We start from the raw sequence: 18608 nt of genomic DNA on the forward strand, positions 1-18608 counted from the left end.
AGGGGTGACCCCAACACGCGTATCCCCCACCACATCCGGGTGTACACACCCACCGGCATACTGGGCCCTTCTCCCCCGCTCGGCCAACAAGAGGTGTGTGAACTAGACGTGTGCGGCCTGCTTGGACTGATCTGTTCGACCGAAGCCGACGCGGCGAGCGCCCGTGACGCCGTCGACGCGGCCATGCGCTGCCAGCGGCACCGGGGCCCCGACGAGCACGACACCTGGGCCGACGCCGAGGTCGTCTACGGCTTCAACCGGCTGGCCTTCATCGACGTCGACCACGCCCACCAGCCGCTGATCTGGGGTCCGCCGGAGGCACCCGAGCGCTACACGCTGAACTTCAACGGCGAGATCTACAACTACAAAGAGCTGCGCGACGAGCTGGCCGCCGAGCACGGTGCGAAATTCGCCACAGAGGGTGACGGCGAGGCGATCGTCGCGGCGTACCACTACCTCGGCGACGACGCGGTGAAGAAGCTGCGCGGGATGTTCGCCTTCATGATCTGGGACTCCCAGGAGAAGGTCGTCTTCGGCGCGCGTGACCCGTTCGGCATCAAGCCGCTGTTCTACTCCGCCGGCCCCGGCAAGGTCGCCTTCTCCAGCGAGAAGAAGAGCCTGCTGGAGCTCTCGGGCGTGCTCGGGGTCGAGGACAAGCTGGACAAGACGGCCCTGCAGCACTACCTGGTGCTGCAGTACGTGCCGGAGCCCGAATCGATGCACACCGGGATCCGCCGCGTCGAGTCCGGCACGTCGTTCCGGGTGGTTCCCGGTGGTGAGGTCGAGTTCACCCGCTACTTCCACCCGCAGTTCAACGCGAAGCCGGTCAACAACCAGGCCGAGGCCGACGAGCTGTACGAGCGCATCGCCGATGTGATGCGCGACTCGGTCGGCAAGCACATGATCTCCGACCCGGACGTCACGGTCGGCGCGTTCCTGTCCGGCGGCATCGACTCCACCGCGACCGCGACGCTGGCCAAGGAGCACAACCCGAACCTGATCGCGTTCACCACCGGTTTCGAACGCGAGGGCTACTCCGAGGTCGACGTCGCCGCCGAATCGGCCGCCGCGATCGGCGTGAAGCACGTGGTCCGCACGGTGTCGGCGGACGAGATGATGGAGGCGCTGCCGCTCATCGTCTGGTACCTCGACGACCCGGTGGCAGACCCGGCGCTCGTGCCGCTGTGGTTCATCGCCCGCGAAGCACGTAAGCACGTCAAGGCGGTGCTGTCCGGCGAAGGCGCCGACGAGCTCTTCTGCGGCTACACGATCTACAACGAGCCGATTTCGCTGGCTCCGTTCGAGAAGATCCCGGGCGGGATGCGGAAGATCATCGGCAAGGTCTCCACGAAGATCCCGGAAGGCACCCGCGGCAAGGACCTGCTGCGGCGCGGGGCGCTGCCGCTGGAAGACCGCTACTACGGCAACGCGCGCAACTTCCGCGACGACCAGCTCCGCAAGGTACTGCGCACGTATGAGGACGGGATCGGCTTCAAGGACGTCACCGCGCCTTGGTACAAGATCTCCGAGAACTGGGACCCGGTCGCGCGGATGCAGCACGTCGACCTCTACACCTGGCTGCGCGGCGACATCCTGGTCAAGGCCGACAAGGTGACCATGGCGAACTCGCTGGAACTGCGCGTGCCGTTCCTCGACGCCGAGGTGTTCAAGGTCGCCTCGACCATCCCGCTCGACCAGAAGCTCGCGCACGGCACCACGAAGTACGCGCTGCGCCAGGCGCTGGCGAAGATCATCCCGGGACACGTGCTGAACCGGCGCAAGCTGGGCTTCCCGGTGCCGATCCGGCTGTGGCTGCGCAACGAGATGTACGACTGGGCGCAGGGCATCATCTCGGACTCGCGGACCGACGCGCTGCTCGACAAGAAGGCCGTCCTGGCGCTGCTCGAAGAGCACAAGGCCGGGCAGCTCGACCGCAGCCGTCAGCTGTGGGCGCTGCTGGTGTTCATGCTGTGGCACGGCATCTTCGTCGAGAACCGCATCAAGCCCGAGGTGCCGGAACCCGTCTACCCGGTGAAGCTCTAGTCACGACTCCGTGCTGGCCTTCACCGGTCACCTGGTGAAGGCCAGCATGGAGGGATGGACTTCGTCCTCGTGCACGGCACGACGCAGAGCCCGGCGGGCTGGGACCGCGTGGCCAAGCTGCTCACCGCCGCCGGGCACCGCGCGATCGCCGTGGACCTGCTGACCCCGGTGGACCTGCCGATCGAGGGCTACGCGCAGCACGCGCGGGACCAGTACGACGGCGGACGGCCGGTCGTCGTGGCCCATTCCGGATCCGGGGTGCTGCTTCCCGCGATCGCCGAAGCGCTCGACGCGCGGGCCATGGTGTGGGTCGCCGCCTACATCCCCGACTTCGCCGGCGGCCGGAGCCCGCGCGACGAGGCACCGGCCGTGCTCGAACCCGACTGGATCGGCGTGGACCCGACGGCGGATCCCGCGAAAGCGTCGGAATTCCTCTTCCACGACTGCGATCCCGAGACCGAACGGTTGGCGGTGGACAGTCTGCGGCTGTTCAACCCCGCGGTGCTTGCATCGCATCCGGCAGGAGCCGCGCCGGAGATCCCGTCGACGGTGATCGTCCCCACCCGCGACCGCACGCTCCGGCCGGAGTGGATGCGCCGGGCCGCGCGGGAGCGGCTCGGCGTCACCGCGATCGAGATCGACGCCGGGCACTGCCCGCACATGTCCCGGCCGGCCGAGGTCGCCGCCATCCTGACCCGCCGCGCGTGAAGGCCCCCTTCCCTCGGCTGAGCCGAGGGAAGGGGGCCTTCACGCGCTAGGACTCAGCTCAAGCGGGCAGGATCGCCGCGATCTCCTCGGCGGACTCCGGTCCGAAGGCCTCCTTGAGGCGGCCCAGGACGTCGGCCCGGTCGAAGGACCATTCCTGCGTGCCCACGGTCTCCAGCACCAGCACGGCGATCAGCGAGCCCAGCTGTGCCGCACGCTCCAGGCCGAGCCCGCCGTCGATACCGGCGATGAACCCGGCGCGGAAGCCGTCACCGACACCGGTCGGGTCGACCTTGCCGCGTTCCGGGACGGCGCCGATCTGCAGCGCGAGGCCGTCCTTGCCGACGATCTCGACGCCCTTCTCCCCGAGCGTGGTGATCCGCATGCCGACGCGGTCGAGGATCTCGGCCTCCGACCAGCCGGTCTTCTGCAGCAGCAGTTCCCATTCGTAGTCGTTGCTGAACAGATACTTCGCGCCCTCGATGAAGGCGCGCACCTGCGCGCCGTCCATCCGTGCCAGCTGCTGTGAGGGGTCGACGGCGAAGGTGTAGCCACGCTGGCGGCACTCCTCGGCGTGCCGGAGCATGCCTGCGGGGTCGTCCGGGCTGATCAGCACGAGCGACAGCTCACCGGCGTGCGCGGCGACCGGCGCCAGTTCGATGTTGCGGGACTCGGCCATCGCGCCGGCGTAGAAGGTGGCGATCTGGCAGAGGTCTTCGTCGGTGGTACAGACGAAGCGGGCGGTGTGCGCGATCTCGGAGACCAGCACACCGGCGGTGTCGACGCCGTGCCGCTCGAGCCATGAGCGGTAGTCGGCGAAGTCCGAGCCCACCGCGCCGACCAGGATCGGGCGCTTGCCCAGCACACCGAGGCCGAAGGCGATGTTCGCGCCGATCCCGCCCCGCCGGACGACGAGGTCGTCGGCCAGGAAGCTCAGGGACACCCGGTGCAGCTGCTCGGCGATGAGCTGCTCGGCGAACCTGCCCGGGAAGTGCATGAGGTGGTCGGTTGCGATACTGCCGGATACTGCGATCCTGGCGCTGTCTGCCACCGGTTCTCCTTGATCGGTCGGCCCCGCCGAGGCGAGGACGGCTAAGTTACCCGCAGGTCATGCCCCATACGGGTTGCTTCGGGCACGGCCATCAACACTACCGGTTGGTAGTGGTGTCCTACTCCAACCTGAGTCATTAACTTGTCGTTCGTGACCACTTCCGCGTATCACCTCGAACCGGAATCGATCGGCGAGCTCATCGCCGACTGTGCCGGTATCCCGTCGTCCCTCCAGGCCGAGAACCTGCCCCTGCCCCGGCAGATCGCTCCGCCTTGGACCGTGGACGAGCGCTGTCTCGCACAGGTCGCCGATCTGGACGCCTACGTCTGATCCCGTTCCGGGCATGAAGAAGGGCCGCGAACCGAGCGAGGTTCGCGGCCCTTCTTCATGCCTCGACGCGAGTCAGTGGAAGCTGTCGCCGCAGGCGCAGCTGCCGGTCGCGTTGGGGTTGTCGATCGTGAAGCCCTGCTTCTCGATCGAGTCGACGAAGTCGATCACGGCGCTCGACACGTACGGCGCGCTCATCCGGTCGACGGCCACGCGGAGCCCGTCGAAGTCACGGAACAGGTCGCCGTCGAGCGTGCGCTCGTCGAAGAACAGCTGGTAGCGCAGGCCCGCGCACCCACCGGGCTGGACGGCGATGCGCAGGTGCATGTCGTCGCGGCCCTCCTGCTCGAGCAGGGCCTTCGCCTTGGCGGCGGCGGCGTCGGTCAACGTGACGCCGTGGGTCTCCTCGGCGGTTTCGGCCTGAGCTGCGGCTGCCTGCTCAGCGGTCGTCATGGTTCTCCCTCTGGTCGAACTCGCTGCGGGTACTCGTCTTGCACATGGTCCAACACGTCGGAGTCCCGATCTGTTCCCCTCCATGGTGACATATCGCTCGGCCTGGTGCGTGGCACCGTGACGCCCGCGACTACCCTGGAGGGGTGAGGTTCCTGCGCCGTAGCACCACAGACTCCGCCACGACGGACACCGAGACCCCCGGCGACGAGGCCGTCGAGGTCCAGGCCAAGTCGTACACGCCCGGAAAGGGCAAGGCCACGCCCAAGCGGCGTGAGGCCGAGGCCAAGCGCCGCGGCCCGGTGGCGCCCCCGCCGACCACCATGCGGGAGGCGATGAAGCGCAACAAGGAGCTCCGGAAGTCCGCGAAGGCCGACCCGGAGTACAAGCTCAAGCAGCGCAACGCCGCCAAGGAACGCCGTGAGCGGATGATGGCGGGCGAGGACAAGTACCTGCTCCCCCGTGACCGCGGCCCGGTCAAGGCGTACATCCGTGACCTGGTCGACTCGCGGCGCAACCTGCTCGGCCTGTTCATGCCGCTGGCGATCCTGGTGTTCGTCGCGCTGATCCTGCCGTACCCCGAGGTCCAGCGGTACGCGACGCTCCTGTGCACCGTGATGCTGCTCGGCATGATCGTCGAGGGTTTCCTCAGCGGGCGCCGGATCGCGAAGATGGTCCGCCTGAAGTTCCCGAACGAGACGATCAAGGGCACCTCCGTCGGCTGGTACTCCTTCATCCGCGCCAGCCAGATCCGCAAGCTGCGGGTTCCGAAGCCGCGGGTCAGCCCCGGCGACAAGGTCTGAGCAGGGGAAACCCAGGTCGTTAGCCAGCCTAACGGCCTGGGGTAGAGTCGCGCCCATGGAGTTTCGACGACTGGGCCGCAGCGGCCTCAATGTCAGTGAGATCTCGTACGGCAACTGGCTCACCCACGGGTCCCAGGTGGAAGAGGACCAGGCCCAGGCCTGCATCAAGGCGGCGCTCGACGTCGGCATCACCACGTTCGACACCGCTGACGTCTACGCCAACACGGCCGCCGAATCGGTACTCGGCCGCGGCCTGAAGGGCCTGCGCCGCGAAAGCCTGGAGATCTTCACCAAGGTCTACTGGCCGACCGGCCCCAAGGGCCCGAACGACCAGGGTCTCGGCCGCAAGCACATCATGGAGTCGGCGAACGCTTCGCTGAAGCGGCTCGGCACCGACTACGTCGACCTCTACCAGGCGCACCGGTTCGACCGGACCGTCCCGCTCGAAGAGACGTTCCTCGCCTTCGCCGACCTCGTGCGCCAGGGCAAGGTGCTCTACGTCGGCGTCTCCGAGTGGACCGCCGAGCAGATCACCCAGGGCGCGGCGATCGCACGCGAACTGAAGGTGCCCCTCATCTCGAACCAGCCGCAGTACAACGCCCTGTGGCGGGTGATCGAGGCGCAGGTCATCCCGGCCTCCGAACGCGAAGGGCTCAGCCAGATCGTCTGGTCGCCGATCGCGCAGGGCGTGCTCACCGGTAAGTACAAGCCCGGTCAGCCGCTGCCCGAGGGCTCCCGTGCGACCGACGAGAAGGGCGGCGCCAACATGGTCGCCCGCTTCCTCAACGACGACGTCCTCGAGCGCGTCCAGCGGCTTCAGCCGATCGCGGACAAGGCGGGACTGACGATGGCCCAGCTGTCCGTGGCGTGGGTGCTGCAGAACCCGAACGTCGCCTCGGCGATCATCGGCGCTTCGCGACCGGAGCAGGTGCACGAGAACGTGAAGGCGGCAGGCGTGAAGCTGGACGCGGATCTGCTCGCCGCGATCGACGAGGCCCTCGACGGCGTCGCCGAGACCGACCCGACGCTGACCCGCTCCCCCTGATCCCCGCAACGCGGTTAGCCGGCTGAATGCGGACGCTTTTCCCGCATTCAGCCGGCTAACCGCGACGGTCGCCGTGCGTCAGTCGCCGTGCACGCGCGAGTGATACGCGACCTGACCGTCGAGGTCGAGGGCGTCACCGGGAGCGCGCAAGGGATCGATGCCCAAGCCCCGCAGCAACCTGCTCGCGCCGGCGACCCGGTCGCCGGTCCGGCCGTCGAGCCGCTCCGGCCGGTGACCCCGCTGGATCAGCAGGCCCTCGACGTCGTCGATCAACCGGTACGGGTCGTAGACCTGCTGCTCAGGCATGAGCACCACCGGGAGCCCAGGTCTTCCCGGTGATCCGCTCGTAGACCTCGGTGTAGCGCTTGCGGGTCGCCTCGACGATCTCGTCCGGGATGGCCGGGCCGGGCGGCGTCTTGTCCCAACCGGTGGTCGTGGACCAGTCGCGGACGAACTGCTTGTCGAACGCGTGCTGCGTGCGGCCCGGCTCGTACTCGTCGGCGGGCCAGAAACGCGACGAGTCCGACGTGAGCACCTCGTCCCCGAGTGTCAGCACACCGTCGGCGTCGAAACCGAATTCGATCTTGGTGTCGGCGATGATGATGCCGTTCTTCGCCGCGTGCTCCGCACCCTTGGTATAGACCTCGAGCGTCAGGTCACGGATGCGGTCCGCGGTCTCCTGGCCGATCTCGTTCACGACGTCGGCGAAGGTCATGAACTCGTCGTGGCCGGTGTCGGAGATCTTCGTGGTGGGCGTGAAGATCGGCTCGGGCAGCTTGTCCGCCTCGACGAGACCGGCGGGCAGTTCGACGCCGGAAACCTTGCCGTCGCGCCGGTATTCACGCATTCCGAGACCGGTGAGGTAGCCGCGCGCGATGCACTCGACCTGGATCATCTTCAGCGGCTTGCACCGCATGGCGCGGCCGGCGAATTCGGCGGGGACGTCGGTCGTGGAGATGACGTGGTTCGGCACCACGTCGGCCATCTTTTCGAACCACCAGGCGGAAAGCTGGTTCAGCAGCGCGCCCTTGTCCGGAATCGGGGTCGGCAGCGAGACGTCGTAGACCGAAACGCGATCCGAGGCGACGAGCAGAATGTCGCCGTCGATTTCGTAAAGGTCCCGGACCTTACCCGCGTGAATGTGCTTCATGCCCCGTCCTCGATGTTGTATTCGTAAAAAATCCAGTGGTCCGGCAAGGCCGCCGATTCGCCGTACTCGAGTACGTCACCCTCGGCGGACAGAAACCTGTTGCGACTCAACAGAATCGCCGAACCTTCGGCCACGCCGAGTTCCGCCGCTTCCTCGGCACCCGCCAGCCCCGCGGCGTGCTGAGAATGAGTCGACGCCAGAACACGGCCTGTCCGGTCCGCCACGTATTTGACCGTGCCTTCGACGATCCGCACCGGCTCGAAGAGCAACGGGGCCTTCGACGCGACAGCGCCGTCGAACCACGAGACCGACGTCGACACCGGCCGGCCTTCGCCCGCATACGTGGTCCGTCGCCGACGGATCACCGGAGTACCTTCATCGATTCCGAGCGCGCCCGCCACCCGGTCCGGTGCGGACAGGAGGCCTGCTTCGCGGATTTTCGCGTAGTGGCCCGGTGGATAGACCTTGCCGGTTCGCGCGATCGAGATCGTCCGATCGTGCGCGGAGCGGTGCAGTGCCTTGGTCTGCACCACTGTCCCGACCCCGCGTACCGCGCGGACCAGACCTTCGGCGCGGAGCGTCGAGAGCACCTTCATCGCCGTCGCCATCGCGACGTTCCAGTTCCTGGCGATCTCCCGCGCGGACGGGACCGTGTCGCCTTCCTTGAGCCTGCCCGAAACGATGTCGTCGCGAATGCTTCCCGCGATCTGGAGATACGGCGGTTCGGGTCGATCGACGGCGGGCAAGGTGACTCCTCACAAGGTCGCGCGGTGCGCACAAGCGTTCTAGCACACCAATGGGCGAGCACCAAGGATCCTGCTCACACCCCATTATTACGTACTAGTACACATTCTGGACGGTGCTCTAGCACACCTGTTACTCTCCGAGAAGTTCCCGAAACCCGTTAGGGGGCTCGATGAACCACCTGAGCATCGACGAACTGCTCGAAGAGCTTCGAAGACGCCGGTGGGTCGTCTACATCTTCGGCCCCCGGGAGGAACCGGAGGTCTGGGCCGCCGTGTTCCAGTGGGACACCTGCGCCGACGTCCTCATCCTCCGCGGTGAGGAACGGGCGAGCGCCTTCCGCGTCACCACGGTCGCCGACACGGATGTCTTCCGGCCGGCACTCGTCTCATGGCAGTACCACTCCACGGCCGACTGGACCCTGCGCGCCGTGCTCACCATCCCGGCTCCCGGCGAGTCCGCCGCGCCGATCCAGCTGCTGCAACCACATCCGGACTGCGTGATCCCGATGGAAGCGCGCCGGCCGGTCACCATCCTGCCCGCCATACCGGCCAAGGCCGACCAGGGAGATCCCTAACCTCGGCCGATCACCTGCTCGGCGACAACGAGGTCGTGCGGGTAGGTGATCTTGAGGTTCTCCGCGCTGCCCGGAACCCACCGCACCGGCAGCGCGGAGAACCTTTCCATGCACGAAGACGTGTCCGTGCCGACGAAACCCTCTCGCTCGGCCGTTTCGTAGGCTTCGAGCAACGGGGCGGCGCGGAAGCCTTGTGGCGTCTGCACCCTGATCGCCCCGGGCAGCGCGCCGGAAACGGTGTCGCCGTCGACGCGCACGATGTCGTCGGCCGCGACGCCGGGCACCGCTCCCCCGTGGCGCCGCGTGCCGGCGAGGACGTCCGCGATCAGTTCCGGGGTGACGAGCGGACGGGCCGCGTCGTGCAGCAGTACGGCGTCGATCTCTCCGCTCTCGATACGGGAAGCCAAGTGGCGCAAGGCGTTCAGCTCCGAGCCCTGGCGCGTCGCGCCGCCGTGGACGAGTTCGACCTCGCCCGGATGCGCGGCGAGCACCTCGTGCGCGAGTTCGGTGTCCTGCGGCCGGATGACCAGCACGAGCACGTCGATCCCTGGCACGCGGGCGAAGGCGCCGAGCGACCACGCGACGACCCGTTTGCCCGCCACCGGCAGGTAGACCTTGTTGAGTTTGGCGCCGACCCGGGTGCCCGCTCCGCTCGCGAGCACCACCCCGGCGGCCTTCGTCTGAGCCACAGGCAACTCTGGCACAGGCGGGTGGGTAGGTTGGGCCCGGCCACCGAAGCGATCCGAAGGGGCAGGGCGTTGGACGACGAAATCCTCGAGTTCGCCGAAGTCGAGCAGCCTGATGAACACGCGCGCTCGGCGGCGATCGCCCTGCACTCGAAACTGATCAAACCGGCGGGTTCGCTGGGCAGGCTCGAAGAACTGGGCGTGTGGGTCGCGGCCTGCCAGGGCCAGTCGCCGCCACGGCCGTTCACGCGGCCCCGGGTCGTGGTGTTCGCCGGGGACCACGGCATCGCCGCGAAGGGCGTCTCGGCCTATCCGGGTGAGGTCACCGCGCAACTCGTCGGCAGCATGCTGACCGGCGGCGCGGCCATCAACGTCCTGGCGGCCTCGGCGGGCGCGAGCGTCCGGGTCGTCGACATGGCCGTCGACAGCGACGCTCCCGCGACGCGGTCGATCGGCGAGTTCAAGGTGCGGCGCGGCTCCGGCTCGATCGACGTCGAGGACGCGCTGACCGACGAGGAGGCGCGTGCCGCCGTCCGCGCGGGCCGGGCGATCGCCGACGCCGAGGTCGACGGCGGGGCCGACCTGCTCATCGCGGGCGACCTCGGGATCGGGAACAGCACCCCGGCCTCGGTGCTGGTCGCGGCGCTGACCGGCAGCGAACCGGTGGCCGTCGTCGGCCGCGGTTCCGGGATCGACGACAACGCCTGGATGCGCAAGGCCGCGGCGGTCCGGGACGCGCTGCGGCGCGCGCGGACCGTACTGGCCGACCCGGTCGCGCTGCTGCGCACCGCCGCGGGCGCGGACATCGCCGCGATGGCGGGTTTCCTCGCGCAGGCCTCGCTCCGGAAGACGCCGGTGATCCTGGACGGCCTGGTCGCCTCCGCGGCCGCGCTGGTCGCCGAGGAACTCGTTCCCGGCGCGCGGCAGTGGTGGGCCGCGGGCCAGCGTGGCGGCGAACCCGCGCACGCGCTGGCGCTGGAGCACCTCGACCTGGACCCGATCCTGGACCTGGACGTGCGCCTCGGCGAGGGGACGGGCGCGGTCGCGGCGCTGCCGCTGGTGTTCATGGCGACGCGGGTGCTCGCGGAGATGGCCACGCACGAGCAGGCCGGGGTGAGCGGGCCGCTGATCGAGGCCCCCGCTTCCTGACGCGCTGTTCGCTCCGCCTCAGGGATGCGATGAAAGGCTCCTTCCTTGCAAATTTTGCAAGGAAGGAGCCTTTCATCGCATCCCGAGCACCTCCGGCCACCGAAGTGGTGAAGGCCTCCTTCCCTACGCTCAAGGTAGGGAAGGAGGCCTTCACGGACTTGCCGGCGCCGAAACCTCAGCCCAGCGGGTACATCCAGCCTTCCGGCGCGGGCCGGGTGCCCTCCTGGATCCCGGTCAGCGCGCCGCGCAGCTTCATCGTCAGCTCGCCGGGCTGCCCGCCCGCGACGGAGAACTCGCCGCCCGCGTGCTTCACGTGCCCGACCGGCGTGATGACCGCCGCGGTCCCGCAGGCGAACACCTCGGTCAGCTCGCCCGAGGCCGCCGCCTTCTCCCACTCGTCGGTGGAGACGCGCCGCTCCTCGACCTGGTGCCCGAACGACTTCGCCAGCTCCAGCAGCGACTTGCGGGTCACGCCCGGCAGGAGCGAGCCGGTCAGTTCCGGGGTCACGACGCGGGCCTCGTCACCGGAGCCGAAGACGAAGAACAGGTTCATCCCGCCCATTTCCTCGACCCAGCGCCGCTCGACCGCGTCGAGCCACACGACCTGGTCGCAGCCCTTCTCGACGGCCTGCGCCTGCGCGACGAAGGACGCCGCGTAGTTGCCCGCGCACTTCGCCTCGCCGGTGCCGCCGGGGACGGCGCGCACGTACTCGGTCGAGAGCCACACGCTCACCGGCTTCACGCCGCCGGCGAAGTACGAGCCGGCGGGCGAGCCGATCAGCGCGTAGAGGTACTCGTTCGCGGGCCGGTTGACGCCGAGCCCGGCTTCGGTGGAGATCATGAACGGCCGCAGGTACAGCGACTCGCCCGGCTTCGTCGGGACCCAGCGGGCGTCGACCGCGATGAGCTCGCGGATCGAGTCGAGGAAGGTCTCCACCGGCAGCTGCGGCATGGCGAGGCGCTCGGCCGAGTTGCGGAACCGGATCGCGTTCGCGTCGGGACGGAACGCCGCGATCGTGCCGTCCGGCTGGCGGTACGCTTTGAGGCCTTCGAAGATCGCCTGGCCGTAGTGCAGCACGGAGGTCGCCGGGTCGAGCGTGAGTGGCGCGTACGGCCCGACGGTGGCGTCGTGCCAGCCCTGCTCGGCACTCCATTTCACGGTCACCATGTGGTCGGTGAAGTGCAGGCCGAAGCCGGGTGCGGCCAATACGTCCGCGACGCGTTCCGGGCTCGCGGGGCTCGGGTGCGGGAGGTGGGTGAACTGCGTCGAGGTCGTCATGGCTAAGACGATAACGCTTGGTCGGACCCACGTTAGTCGGACGTCCGCATATCTTTACCTCCCGCGATCTGTCCGTCACGACGAACACGGGAGGGCCTTCGCCCTAGGATGGCGGCGTGACGTACAACCAGATGCAGCCCGCCCAACCGGCCCAGCCCGCCGCCCCCGGCGCGGGGGCAGACGTCAAGACCTTCGCGACGGCCGTGCTGCTCACCTTCGGCACCGGCGTGCTGATGATGGACGGCTGGGCCCTGCTCGACAGCGGCTTCGGTGCGTTCCTCGGCCTGGTCGCCGGCGGTTTTGGCATCTTCTGGTGGAAGAGCATCCACGGCAAGGTGTTCCCGCGCGAGCTGTCCACCAAATCGGTGGTCATCCTGACGGTGATCAACGTGGTGCTGGTGCTGCTCCTGCTGCTGCAGGTGAGCTAGAGCAACCCGTCGGGAAGGCCGGGCGCGGGCCAGTCCGGGTCGGGCCGGAAGTCGGTCCACGTCCCGTCGAAGGGGAACCGCCCGGCGTCCGCGAGTGCCCCGATCCGCTCGCCCTCGGCGCGCAGGCGTTCGAGCTGCCCCGCGGTGATGCGGCCGGCGAGGACGGCCTCCTCGGCCTCGTCCTCGTCCTTCCACTGCCATCGCCCGCCGGGCTCGACGGCGACGTCGAGGATGCCGTCGATGCGGTCGGGTCCAGACGCCGTGCGCCCCAGCGGGACCTCGAGGTTGACGTACCAGTTCAGGAAGCGGCCGCCGCCGTCGAAGAACCACCAGACCGACGACCATTCGTCGTCGGCGATGCGGCGCAGCGTCGAGGTGTCGCGCCAGAGGTCCGCCACGCGCACCCTCGGCACCCGGAACCGCTCCTCCAGCGGCGCCTCGCGGAAGAGGCGCCCGTCGGCGAGCCTGCTGCCGACGATCGGGGTGTCCGCGGGCAGCCAGCCGAGCAGCACGGTGCCGTCGTCGGAGATGACGCGAAGCGGGTGATGCTGGCCGATCGAGCCGTCCGGTCGCAGGAAGCGTTCGACGACCGTGTCGCCCGGGGTCCAGTGAGGATCACGCACGCCTTGAACGGTACCGACGGGCGCGGACCCGCAGAACCAGTTCGGCGAGCGTTCCCACTCCCGCGAGCCCGAGGGCCACGACCGGCCCAGCGAAGGCCGCGGCGACGGCCACGATCAGTCCACAAGCGAGTGTCGCCTTCGGACGTTCCGGGGAAAGCCGCTCGCGGCCGTCGGTGAAGGCGTCCACCGCGACGGGGACGGTCGCCACGGCGGCCACGACGGTCAGCACCGGCAGCAGCGAAACCGCGTCGGCCGCGGCGAGGAGCTCACGGAACGACGTCGCCGAAAGCCCCAGCCGGATCGGGCCCAGCTGATAGAGGGCGACGGCGGTGATCGCGACGGCCACGGCGCCCACCGCGGCGGCGCGGCCCGCGCCGGGACGGCGGGGCAGCAGGAACGGCAGCAGCACCAGCACGGCGAGGCCGAGCCCGGGCACGGACGGCGGGTCCGGCGCGATGAACTGCGCCAGCGGCGGGATCCCTACGCAGATCGCGATCAGGGACACGGCCGCGGCCAGCAGCAGGCCGGTGACCCAGCGGGCGGCGTAGTCGCCGAGGCGGACCCCGGCCAGGTCGGCGACGGTCACCACGGCGGCGAACACCGCGGCGGCGGCTCCCGGCGCGGACGGGAAGAGGTACTGGCCGAACGTCGTCGCGAAGACCAGGACCAGGCCCAGCCGCGAAACGGAGCCCGCGATCCGATCGGGCCGGGTGTCGCCCACCGGCGGCAGCAGCGCCTCCGCCGCGACGGCGAGCACGGCCGCGACCACGGCGGCGGCGAGTACCCAGTAATCCGCTCCGGAGGTGCCCGCCGCCAGTGCGATGAGCAGACCGCCCGCCAGCCGCACGCCGTCTCCCTTCCTGTACACCGAGTGACCCGATCGGCCCCGCTGTTACCCCAGGTCCCGCTGTCATTAGCATGGCTCACGATCCAACCGGGCGGCCGCCCGGTACCACCGCGAACGCGCGAGGAGCCAGAAGTGACCGTGCCGAAGCTTGCCCTGACCGAGAACGCAGAAGCGGCGCTTGCCAAGACGCGCGCCGACGTCGTCGTCATCGGAACCCTGCAGGGCGAGGACGGCCTGGCGCTCGCCGCCGGCTCCTCCGTCGCCGACGCCGCCTTCGACGGCAAGCTCGCCGACGTCCTCGGCACCCTCGGCGCGTCCGGCAAGGCCGACGAGATCGTCAAGGTACCGACGCTGGGCAAGCTGTCCGCCGGTGTCGTGCTGGCCGTCGGCCTCGGCAAGGCGGGCACGGACGGCGTCACCGCCGAGCAGGTCCGCCGGGGCGCCGGGGCCGCCGCGCGGGCGCTGAGCGGGACCGACCGCGCGTTCGTCACGCTGTCGGCGCTCGACCTCCAGGCCGCCGTCGAGGGCACCGTGCTCGGCGCGTACTCCTTCACCGAGTACCGCTCCGAGAAGGGTGACGCCCCGGTCGCCAAGGTCGACTTCGTGAGCCCCGAAGAGGGCACCGCCAAGGACCACAAGGCGACGCTGAAGGCCGCCGGCCTGATCGCCGAATCGGTCATCATCGCCCGCGACCTGATCAACACCCCGCCGAACGACCTGTTCCCGGCCTCCTTCGCCGACCGCGCGAAGACGCTGGCCGAGGCGAACAACCTCGACTTCGAGGTCCTCGACGAGAAGGCCCTCAAGCGCAAGGGCTTCGGCGGCATCCTCGGCGTCGGTGGCGGTTCGTCGCGGCAGCCGCGCCTGCTGCGCATCGCCTACAAGCCCGCGAAGGCCTCGAAGAAGGTCGCGCTGGTCGGCAAGGGCATCACCTTCGACTCGGGCGGCATCTCGATCAAGCCCGCCGCGAACATGGACCACATGACCTCGGACATGTCGGGCGCGGCCGCCGTGCTCGCTTCCGTGGTGCTGGCCGCGAAGCTGAAGTACCCGCTCGAGGTCGTCGCGCACATCCCGCTGGCGGAGAACCTGCCCTCGGCCACCTCGTACCGGCCGGGCGACGTGCTCAGCATGTACGGCGGCAAGACCGTCGAGGTGCTCAACACCGACGCCGAAGGCCGTCTCGTGCTGGCCGACGCCATCGTGCGCGCGGGCGAGGAGAACCCCGACTACCTGATCGAGACCTCGACCCTGACCGGCGCGCAGGTCGTCGCGCTGGGCAACCGGACCGCGGGCGTCATGGGTTCGGACGAGTTCCGCGACCGCGTCGCCTCGATCGCGCAGGCCACCGGCGAGGGCGGCTGGGCCATGCCGCTGCCGGAGGAGTTGCGCGCCGACCTCGACTCGCGCCTCGCCGACCTGGCCAACGTCACCGGGCACCGCTGGGGCGGCATGCTCGCCGCGGGCATCTTCCTGCGCGAGTTCGTCACCGAGGGCCTGCCCTGGGCGCATATCGACATCGCGGGCCCGTCGTTCAACACCTCCGGGCCGTGGGGTTACACCGGCAAGGGCGGCACCGGCGTCCCGGTCCGCACCATCGCCGCGGTCCTCGCGGACATCGCCGCGAACGGCTGACCCTTTCGCGCGTGAAGGCCCCTTTCCCTCGGCTGAGCCGAGGGAAAGGGGCCTTCACGCGCTTCACGGCCACCGCGGTCCGGTGGTGTGGCAAGGTCGTTTCCGTGGACAGGGACGCGTACCTCGAAGGCGCGATCAGGGACGTGCTGAGCGGTGACGACGCGGCGCTCGACGATCGGATCGCGCACGCGGCCCTGCTGTTCGCCGCGTCCGGGACGATGGCGGAGGCCGACAGGCTGATCACGCATTGGCACGCGCTCACCGAACGGCCCGTCACCGCACTCGTGCCCGGCGGGCTGCAGGCCCGCGCGTGGGCGATGCTCTTCGAGGCACAAGGGACGCGGCCGGAGTGGGCCGAGGCGCTGACTCCGCTCGATCTCGACGCCGAGGAACGCGCGCACGACGAGCACCTCGCCCGGCGGGCGTCCGATTTCGACGGTCTGTTCGGCGGCTCTCCGATCGGCGAGGCCGTCACGCGTCTCGGGCCGTCGCGCCCGGACCGGTTGCGCGAAGCCGTCGCGCGAGGCGATCTGGACGCCTGGGCGGAGATCGCGTCGCGCCAGAGCCGCCCGGACGTCGCAATGGCGGCCGCGACACGACGGCTCGCACCACGTCTGGTCGCGGGAGCCGACCCGCTCGGGCTCGGCGAGTGGCCGGAAGTCTGCGCCGGGGCACTGGTCGCGGCGCTGTACGAACGCTACCCGCCGGACACCGGCTCCTGGCGCGAGATGATCGCGGGCATCCTGCGGCTGCGCGGCGGAGGCACCGCTCCCCCTGCCGCTTCCCTTCGCACCATCGGCGCCGTCGAGGCGCGGCTCGGCCTCCGGCTGCCCGGCGACTACCGCGAGTTCCTCCAGACCTGCGACGGCCTGCCCGCCGACGTCGTCTTCCCGCGGCTGCTCGGGACCGCGGAACTCCGCGCCGAAGGCGGTGTCGTCGTGATCGCGGAGCCGGCCGTCGTGCTGCTGACGGCCGCCGGCGAAGAGTGGCGGACGGTCGAAATCGACCCGGCGCTGGGCACGACGGTGCATCCGACGTTCCGGGCGCTGCTGGAGCGGCACCTACTCCTTCTGGCGCAATCCGCGTGAACTCCGCCGGGCCCGCCTCAGGCTTCGCCGCGCTTCTTCCGCTCGGTGTACTCCCGCATCCTCTTCGGGTAGCCGACCCGCGCCACCTCGTACACCGGGATCGACCGTTTGTGACCGAACTGCTGCGCCGCGTCCAGGCTCTCGATCCGGCGCCGGGTCCACTCACCATCGTGGGCGATGAGGACGACGGTGGTCTCCGTGACGTTGGTCTTCGGCTCGACATAGGCCTCGACGCCGGTCCGTGAAGAGGCCCACTCCTCTAGATGCTTGAAGTCGTTTGAAGAGGCTTTCCGCAGCGTGCCGGGCTTTTGCCCACCTTTAGAGCGCCGGCGCAGCGAGTCGAACAGACCCACTCCGACCACCTCACTTCCCAGTCGCGTCCAGTGTCCATTATCCCGACTCGGGTGTGTGCTCACCGTGGCGACCCTGGCGGGTCGTGTCCCGTGGGTCACAGGACGCGGCCTAGGTCGCAGCCTCTCCGCACGTAGTGACAAGATGGCGAGTGTCCGCGCGCGCGTATACCGCGCGAAGCGGCGCCAGAGCACCACCCCTACCGCTTGCCGAGGAGTTACTGAAGTGACCGACACCTCCGCCGACCTTGTGATCCTGGGTGGCGGATCGGGCGGCTACGCCGCCGCGTTCCGCGCGGCCGAGCTGGGCCTTTCCGTCACCCTGATCGAAAAGGACAAGCTTGGCGGGACGTGCCTCCACCGAGGCTGCATCCCGACCAAGGCCCTCCTGCACGCGGCGGAGGTCGCCGACGAGACCCGCGACGCCGAGACCTTCGGTGTCAAGGCCGTGCTGGAAGGCATCGACATCGCCGGCGTCAACAAGTACAAGGACGGGATCATCTCGCGCCTGTACAAGGGCCTCCAGGGTCTGGCCAAGGCGCACAAGGTGAACCTCGTCGAGGGCACCGGGACGTTCGTCGGCGGCACGACCGTCGAGGTCGAAGGCACCCGCTACACCGGCAAGAACGTCATCCTCGCCACCGGCTCGTACTCGAAGACGCTGCCCGGCCTGGAGCTGGGCGGCCGCATCATCGCGAGCGAGCAGGCGCTTTCGCTGGACTACATCCCGAAGAAGGCCATCGTCCTCGGCGGTGGTGTCATCGGTGTCGAATTCGCGTCCGTCTGGGCGTCCTTCGGCGTCGACGTCACCATCGTGGAGGCGCTGCCCCGCCTGGTCCCGAACGAGGACGAGTACGCGTCCAAGCAGCTCGAGCGCGCTTTCCGCCGCCGCAAGATCGCCTTCAAGACCGGCGTCCGGTTCACCGGCGCCAAGCAGGACGACAACGGCGTCAGCGTGTCGCTGGAGTCCGGCGAGACGCTCGAAGCCGACCTGCTGCTGGTCGCCGTGGGCCGTGGCCCGAACTCGGCCGGGCACGGCTACGAGGAGGCGGGCGTCAAGATGGAGCGCGGCTTCGTCCTCACCGACGACCGCCTGCGCACCAACCTGCCGAACGTCTACGCCGTCGGTGACATCGTCCCCGGCCTGCAGCTCGCGCACCGCGGGTTCCAGCAGGGCATCTTCGTCGCGGAGGAGATCGCCGGCCAGGAGCCGCGCATGATCGACGAGAGCGGCATCCCGCGCGTCACCTACTCGCACCCCGAGGTCGCTTCGGTCGGCCTCACCGAGTCGCAGGCGAAGGAGAAGTACGGCTCCGGCGTCACCACCTTCACCTACGACCTCGGTGGCAACGGAAAGAGCCAGATCCTCAAGACCTCCGGTGGGGTCAAGCTGATCAAGGCTCCGGAAGGACCGGTCGTGGGCGTGCACATGGTGGGCGACCGCGTCGGCGAGCTGATCGGCGAAGCGCAGCTGATCTACAGCTGGGAGGCGTTCCCCGAGGACGTGGCTCCCCTCATCCACGCGCACCCCACCCAGACCGAGGCCCTCGGTGAAGCGTTCCTCGCCCTCGCGGGCAAGCCGCTGCACGTCCACAGCTGACGTCTCACCGTCGAAGAACCAGACCAAG

At 69.4% G+C, this 18608-nt stretch carries 21 protein-coding genes; 11 read left to right on the forward strand and 10 right to left on the reverse strand.

The annotated features are described in order from the left end of the window. Positions 1-108: 108 nt before the first annotated feature. Together asnB and AC0685_RS22070 are read left to right on the forward strand one after the other, a co-directional pair. The gene (gene asnB / locus AC0685_RS22065; RefSeq protein WP_478227258.1) at positions 109-2043 is read left to right on the forward strand and encodes an asparagine synthase (glutamine-hydrolyzing); all 1935 of its coding nucleotides are present in this window, start codon (positions 109-111) and stop codon (positions 2041-2043) included. Positions 2044-2097: 54 nt separating this feature from the next. After that, the gene (locus AC0685_RS22070; protein ID WP_478227259.1) at positions 2098-2751 is read left to right on the forward strand and encodes an alpha/beta fold hydrolase; all 654 of its coding nucleotides are present in this window, start codon (positions 2098-2100) and stop codon (positions 2749-2751) included. Positions 2752-2809: 58 nt separating this feature from the next. On the opposite strand, the gene AC0685_RS22075 is transcribed toward AC0685_RS22070, so the two are convergent. After that, complete coding sequence (locus AC0685_RS22075) at positions 2810-3799, reverse strand: carbohydrate kinase family protein (RefSeq protein ID WP_478227260.1); 990 nt, start codon at positions 3797-3799, stop codon at positions 2810-2812. Positions 3800-3940: 141 nt separating this feature from the next. Between AC0685_RS22075 and AC0685_RS22080 the strand changes: the two genes are divergently transcribed. Further along, positions 3941-4129: a hypothetical protein gene (locus AC0685_RS22080; protein WP_101609500.1), complete on the forward strand. Its 189-nt coding sequence runs from the start codon at positions 3941-3943 to the stop codon at positions 4127-4129. Between the two features lie 72 nt (positions 4130-4201). Here the strand turns inward: AC0685_RS22080 and AC0685_RS22085 are convergent, their stop codons facing one another. Beyond that, positions 4202-4579, reverse strand: coding sequence for a HesB/IscA family protein (locus AC0685_RS22085; RefSeq protein ID WP_007029861.1), 378 nt, complete (start codon positions 4577-4579; stop codon positions 4202-4204). Positions 4580-4722: 143 nt separating this feature from the next. On the opposite strand from AC0685_RS22085, the gene AC0685_RS22090 reads away from it, so the two are divergent. Together AC0685_RS22090 and AC0685_RS22095 are read left to right on the forward strand one after the other, a co-directional pair. Then, on the forward strand, positions 4723-5379 hold the full coding sequence (locus AC0685_RS22090) for a DUF3043 domain-containing protein (RefSeq protein ID WP_340687487.1): 657 nt from the start codon (positions 4723-4725) through the stop codon (positions 5377-5379). A 55-nt stretch (positions 5380-5434) separates the two neighbouring features. After that, complete coding sequence (locus AC0685_RS22095) at positions 5435-6424, forward strand: aldo/keto reductase family protein (protein WP_340687486.1); 990 nt, start codon at positions 5435-5437, stop codon at positions 6422-6424. A 78-nt stretch (positions 6425-6502) separates the two neighbouring features. Here the strand turns inward: AC0685_RS22095 and AC0685_RS22100 are convergent, their stop codons facing one another. From AC0685_RS22100 to AC0685_RS22110, 3 genes are read right to left on the reverse strand one after another with little or no spacing between them, the layout of a single operon-like run. Beyond that, positions 6503-6730 carry a hypothetical protein gene (locus AC0685_RS22100; RefSeq protein WP_219150104.1) on the reverse strand — a complete coding sequence of 76 codons (228 nt, stop codon included), beginning with the start codon at positions 6728-6730 and terminating at the stop codon, positions 6503-6505. Further along, a complete protein-coding gene (locus AC0685_RS22105) occupies positions 6723-7574 on the reverse strand; it encodes a phosphoribosylaminoimidazolesuccinocarboxamide synthase (protein ID WP_340687485.1) in 852 nt (283 codons plus the stop codon). Before AC0685_RS22105 ends, AC0685_RS22100 begins: the two co-directional genes overlap by 8 nt. After that, a complete protein-coding gene (locus tag AC0685_RS22110; protein WP_478227261.1) occupies positions 7571-8320 on the reverse strand; it encodes a GntR family transcriptional regulator in 750 nt (249 codons plus the stop codon). The genes AC0685_RS22105 and AC0685_RS22110 overlap by 4 nt, the downstream gene beginning before the upstream one ends. Positions 8321-8490: 170 nt before the next feature. Here AC0685_RS22110 and AC0685_RS22115 point away from each other — a divergent pair, with 170 nt between their 5' ends. After that, the gene (locus tag AC0685_RS22115; RefSeq protein WP_478227262.1) at positions 8491-8895 is read left to right on the forward strand and encodes a hypothetical protein; all 405 of its coding nucleotides are present in this window, start codon (positions 8491-8493) and stop codon (positions 8893-8895) included. On the opposite strand, the gene AC0685_RS22120 is transcribed toward AC0685_RS22115, so the two are convergent. Then, positions 8892-9560, reverse strand: coding sequence for an IspD/TarI family cytidylyltransferase (locus AC0685_RS22120; protein ID WP_478227292.1), 669 nt, complete (start codon positions 9558-9560; stop codon positions 8892-8894). The genes AC0685_RS22115 and AC0685_RS22120 overlap by 4 nt on opposite strands. A gap of 93 nt (positions 9561-9653) precedes the next feature. On the opposite strand from AC0685_RS22120, the gene cobT reads away from it, so the two are divergent. Next, positions 9654-10730 carry a nicotinate-nucleotide--dimethylbenzimidazole phosphoribosyltransferase gene (gene cobT / locus AC0685_RS22125; RefSeq protein ID WP_125684478.1) on the forward strand — a complete coding sequence of 359 codons (1077 nt, stop codon included), beginning with the start codon at positions 9654-9656 and terminating at the stop codon, positions 10728-10730. Between the two features lie 175 nt (positions 10731-10905). Here cobT and AC0685_RS22130 read toward each other — a convergent pair whose 3' ends face one another. Further along, positions 10906-12009 (reverse strand): branched-chain amino acid aminotransferase, encoded by a 1104-nt coding sequence (locus tag AC0685_RS22130; protein WP_378443085.1) that lies wholly within the window; start codon positions 12007-12009, stop codon positions 10906-10908. A gap of 116 nt (positions 12010-12125) precedes the next feature. Here AC0685_RS22130 and AC0685_RS22135 point away from each other — a divergent pair, with 116 nt between their 5' ends. Further along, entirely contained in the window at positions 12126-12437 is a 312-nt protein-coding gene (locus AC0685_RS22135) for a hypothetical protein (RefSeq protein WP_478227263.1), read from the forward strand. Here the strand turns inward: AC0685_RS22135 and AC0685_RS22140 are convergent. Beyond that, a complete protein-coding gene (locus AC0685_RS22140; protein WP_478227264.1) occupies positions 12434-13060 on the reverse strand; it encodes a DUF402 domain-containing protein in 627 nt (208 codons plus the stop codon). The two genes, AC0685_RS22135 and AC0685_RS22140, sit on opposite strands and share 4 nt — an antisense overlap. After that, positions 13053-13928: a hypothetical protein gene (locus AC0685_RS22145; protein ID WP_478227265.1), complete on the reverse strand. Its 876-nt coding sequence runs from the start codon at positions 13926-13928 to the stop codon at positions 13053-13055. The genes AC0685_RS22140 and AC0685_RS22145 overlap by 8 nt, the downstream gene beginning before the upstream one ends. Positions 13929-14039: 111 nt before the next feature. Here AC0685_RS22145 and AC0685_RS22150 point away from each other — a divergent pair, with 111 nt between their 5' ends. Continuing rightward, a complete protein-coding gene (locus AC0685_RS22150; protein ID WP_478227266.1) occupies positions 14040-15542 on the forward strand; it encodes a leucyl aminopeptidase in 1503 nt (500 codons plus the stop codon). A 104-nt stretch (positions 15543-15646) separates the two neighbouring features. Next, a complete protein-coding gene (locus tag AC0685_RS22155) occupies positions 15647-16630 on the forward strand; it encodes an SMI1/KNR4 family protein (protein ID WP_478227267.1) in 984 nt (327 codons plus the stop codon). 17 nt (positions 16631-16647) lie between these two features. On the opposite strand, the gene AC0685_RS22160 is transcribed toward AC0685_RS22155, so the two are convergent. Continuing rightward, positions 16648-16992: a hypothetical protein gene (locus AC0685_RS22160; RefSeq protein ID WP_020630431.1), complete on the reverse strand. Its 345-nt coding sequence runs from the start codon at positions 16990-16992 to the stop codon at positions 16648-16650. Positions 16993-17206: 214 nt separating this feature from the next. Between AC0685_RS22160 and lpdA the strand changes: the two genes are divergently transcribed. After that, positions 17207-18580 (forward strand): dihydrolipoyl dehydrogenase, encoded by a 1374-nt coding sequence (gene lpdA, locus AC0685_RS22165; RefSeq protein ID WP_478227268.1) that lies wholly within the window; start codon positions 17207-17209, stop codon positions 18578-18580. The last annotated feature ends 28 nt before the right edge of the window (positions 18581-18608 follow it).

Source organism: Amycolatopsis sp. NPDC043889, from assembly GCF_056435645.1.